This window comes from Pandoraea terrae (assembly GCF_902459695.1).
GTDB lineage: Bacteria > Pseudomonadota > Gammaproteobacteria > Burkholderiales > Burkholderiaceae > Pandoraea > Pandoraea terrae.
This window is the reverse complement of record NZ_CABPRZ010000054.1, coordinates 1-4,471: the sequence shown is the minus strand read 5'-3', so window position 1 is coordinate 4,471 and position 4,471 is coordinate 1. Positions and strand designations below refer to the sequence as shown.

1 protein-coding gene and 1 pseudogene are annotated in these 4,471 nt (G+C 66.2%); both read left to right on the top strand.

Annotated features, from left to right (window positions below; all coding sequences use genetic code 11):
- Window positions 1–2,363: RCC1 domain-containing protein (locus tag PTE30175_RS28420; protein ID WP_420819687.1), on the top strand; the 2,363-nt coding region annotated here is incomplete at its 5' end.
- 164 nt (window positions 2,364–2,527) lie between these two features.
- Window positions 2,528–4,471 (top strand): annotated as a pseudogene (locus tag PTE30175_RS27875) (hypothetical protein); the annotation flags it as partial.

The window sequence follows — 4,471 nt, the reverse complement described above, 5'->3', positions numbered from 1 at the left end:
CCGGCGACAGTGTCGAGATCCGCTGGGGTCTGGGCACCGGCGCGGGCGAATACACCTACACGCTGCCCGTCTCGGGCAGCATGGTGGGCAAGGATCTCACCAGAGTCGTGCCGCATGCCAACATCTTGCCGCACATCAACGGCACCGTCACGCTCGACTACGTGCTGCAGCGCGCGGCCGGCGGGCCGCCCGAGCCGTCGATACCGCTGACGCTGGAGGTCAACCGCACCGCTGCCTCGCTGCCGAAAGCGACGGTCACCGAAGCCGTCAACGACGTGCTCGATCCACGCGATGCGCCCAACGGTGCGGAGGTCGTCATCGCGTGGCACAGCCTCATGCAAGCCGGCGACACGGTCGTGCTCGAATGGCAGGGCGCCGGCGAACCCGGCTCGGATACGCAGGAAAAGCTTCTCTTCGGCAACGACGTCGGCCATCCGATCCGGTTCACCGTGCCGTATGCCAAGGTCAAGCCCAACGACGGCACCACGGTGCAGGTCTCGTATCGGGTCGAGCACGACGATAACGTCATTGCCGATTCAGAGGTGCTCGATCTGGCGGTCGTACAGCCCGCCTTGCCGGCGGCGTCGGTCGACGAGGCCGCCAATGACCTCCTCAATCCCGACGACATGCCGGGCGGCGCCACCGTGCGCATCCCGGTAGCGGCCAGGTTGCGGGCCGGCGACGTCGTTATCATCCAATGGACCGGCTCGGAAGACGACGGCACCACCACGGTGAGCAGGACAATCAGGCCGGAGGATGTCGGCCGTGACCTCACCGAAACCGTCGCGCTGCGCTACGTGCAAGCCAATGTGGGCGGCACCGTCACGCTCGAGTATGCCATCGATCGCGCCCTCACCGACGACGAGGAATCGCCGCCATCGGTCTACGATGTCAGGCGCGAACTCGGCTCGGGCGACTTGCTCGTGATGGGCGCGCGCTTTAACCGCAGCATGTACCGTGCATCGAGCGCGCCGCGCTACCTGAGCGCCTTGAACCGGCAGACCCACGCGCCGCTGCGCGCCGAATGGCAATACGACGGCGAGACGAACTGGACGGCCGGCACGACGTTCCGCGACACGCAGCCGCATTTGCTGCTGCGGGTACGCTCGGCCACCGACGAGGGCACGATCAACCCGGCCAACTTCATCGGCACCGGCTCGGACAGCACCACGGCCGACCTTGCCGCGTTCGTGGCCCATCTCGACGCAGGCAACGTGTATGGTTGGGGCAACGCCACCAACGGCGGCGATATCCCGTCCACCATCATCACCATGGACGACATCGTCGAAGTGACTTCGACCTCGAGCGCCTGTTCGGCCAGACGCATCAACCACCGCGTCGTCGCCTGGGGTGTCGCCGACACAGGGGGATCGGGTGTGCCGAATGACATGGACGCGGAAGCGGTCGTGGGGAACTTCGGCGCGATGGCCGCGCGCCTGACCAACGGTAGTGTGGCGGCATGGGGCTCAGTTACCCACGGCGTCACGGTGCCGCCGGACATCGGCGCCTTGCGTGACGTCAAGCGGATTGTCGCGGCCGGTGCCGCCTTCGCGCTCATCCACGGCGCTGGCCAGATCAGCCAGGTGAAGGCCTGGGGAAACGCTGACGCGGGCGGCACGGTCCCGCCGGACATCGGCACGCTCACCGACATCGTCGACGTTTGCGGCAATGGCACGTGCTTCCTGGCCCTGCGCGGCAACGGCCATGTCGTCGCCTGGGGCAGGGCGGACTACGGCGCCACCGTGCCCGGCGACGTCGCCGTGCGCAACGACATCCTTGAGATGTGCGCCTCGACCCACGTCTTTGCCGTGCGCACCGGTGACGGCCATGTCATGGCCTGGGGCAACCCCACCTATCAAGACAATATCGTGCCCGACGACATCAAGACACTGAGCGACATCGTTGAACTCAGCGCCACCTGGGGCGCCTTCTGCGCAAGGCGCGCCAATGGCCACGTGGTGGCGTGGGGCTCTCCTAATGCCGGCGGCAAGATGCCCACCGACATCGCGCTCCTGGACGACATCGTGCAGGTGACCGGTTCAGGCGGGGCGTTCGCGGCGACACGCCGCAACGGCACCGTGGTGGCATGGGGCGACCCGCTGAGGGGCGGCGATACCACGCCGGTCGCGGCGCAACTGACCGACGTTCGCGCCGTCTACGCCAACACCGAAGCGTTCGTGGCGCTGACCACCGACCGGCGCGTGGTGGCATGGGGCACAGCGGGTGGCGGCGGGGACAACGCCGAGATCTGGCCGCTGAGGGGCAAAATTTCGTACCAGGCCACGCCGGCTTCGCGCGGACATGCACTCAGGATCAACCGCGCGCGCGCCAAGGCCGCCAGCGCCATCCTGGAAACTGCCTAGGGCCGCGCAACCGGAACGCAGGTCGGGCGCCCCGCGCCGCCGGACCTGTCAACTCTGTCAGTTGCCGTGTTCGCCGCCACGTGGCTTGATGGACTCCCAGCTGTCGTTCTCGCCGGACGGCGTTTCGGCCGATGCCGTCCCGATCGTTCTCAGTGGAGACTTCCATGAACTCGTCCGACGCAATCGTAGCGCCCAACCCTCCCGCCACCGTCACGAATTGGCCGTCCTACGGCGGCGCCCGCCCCCGCAGCAGGGGGCGCGATGGCGAGACGTTCGACGACCTGCCTGCCCCCTCCATCCCCGTCAGTGACGCCTACGGCGGCATCGGACTGATCGACATCGCCGACGATACCCGCTCCATCGATGTATTGGCCGGCCCATACCGGGACATGGTGGCCGGCGACGTCTTCCGGCTGTATTGGGAAAAAAGCGACAGCACCGATCCGAATCCGGTGCCGGTCGCGTTCTATGTCGTGCAGCAGAACGACAACGGTTTCGTCACCCTGTCCGTCCGGTCTGGCGACATCAAATTCGTCAAGGGCGAAGTCGGCACTGCCCGCGTGTGGTACGACGTCGAACTGGTCTTCTCCGGCGATGTCATACCTTCGCGCGGGAGCACCGTGGTCGTCAAGCTCACGCCGCCCGGCGGGCTCGACCCCGACCCCATCACGGACATGATCAACGAGAATCTCGCGCCGCCCGAGGTCGAGTTCGATTTGATCGGCGATGACGAGGCCGCGCAAGGCGTGGATGTCACCATCTCCCCGTGGGAACACATGTCGCTGGGCGACCGGCTCCAACTCACCTGGGGCGGTGTATACCTGCCGATCGTGACCATTGGCGACCCGGGCGAGATCGGGCAGGATGTTGTGATCACGGTGGGCCGAGAGACCATCGAGCACGCCGGAGACGCCGTCAACCTTACGGTAACCTACTGGATCCGCGACGTCGTCAACAACTGGTCGCTGTGGGCTCCGCCCGCCACCGTCGAGGTCGACATCGGCATCACCGTCTTCGACCCGCCGACCGTGGTCGATGCCGAAAATGGCCAACTCGATTTGGACAATCTGGGCGGACGCGATGTGGCGGTCACCGTCCCCCCCAATAACGGCATGGTCGTCGATGATCGCGTCACGCTGACCTGGGATGGACGCACGGCCGAGGGTACCCCGGTCCCGCCTTACCAGGAAACGCAGAATGTCCAGGGGGCTGCGGATCTCGCGTTCACGGTGCCGTATGCGGCCGCAGCCGCCATCGCGCAGGGGGTCGCCACCGTCTCGTATACGGTCGAAGACCCCGCCAACGCCGACAAGGGCCGCTCGCGCCGCACCGTCATCGATGTGATCGGCACGGCACTGGAACTCGCCCCGCCGGAGGTCGTGGAGGCGCAGGACGGCACACTGGATCCCGACGACACCACGAACGGCGCCCACGTGCTGGTGCCGCCATACACGGTGATGGCGCCGTACGACGAGATTACGTTGTACTGGAAAGGCACCACCGCCACCGGCGTGCCCAAACTGTACATGGAAATGAAGATGGTCGAAGGCAATATGGTCGGCAAACCGATGGAGTTCATCGTCCCGGCGGAGCATATTGACATCCTCGCCGGCGGCAATGTCGAGGTCTACTACAGAATAAACACGGCATCGGTCCGGGCACTGCTGGAGTCGCCGCATGTGCACCTGAACGTCGCGGGGGAATTCGCCCTGCCGCCGCCGGAAGTCGACGGCATCGTCGACGGCGTGCTTGATCCCGCCGATGTGCCGGCCGGCACCAGGATGCGCGTACAGCCCTATCCCGGCATCGAGGTCGGCGATGTGGTGCGCGTCTACTGGGACAGCTCGGCGAGCGGCGGGGCATACGAGAATTGGCTGCCGGTAAGAGACGTCGCCGTGCCGCTCGAGTTCACTGTATCGAAGGAGATCATTGACGCCAACGTCAACACTTATGTCACGGCGCGTTATCAGGTCGAGCGCGACGGCATGGCACCACAGCCATCGAGACGACTGGACTTCCGCGTGGGCGAGACCACCAACGCCAAGCTGGCCCGGCCCGAAGTCGATGAGGCGGATGGCAACGACGTGCTCGACCCGAGCATCGTGCCC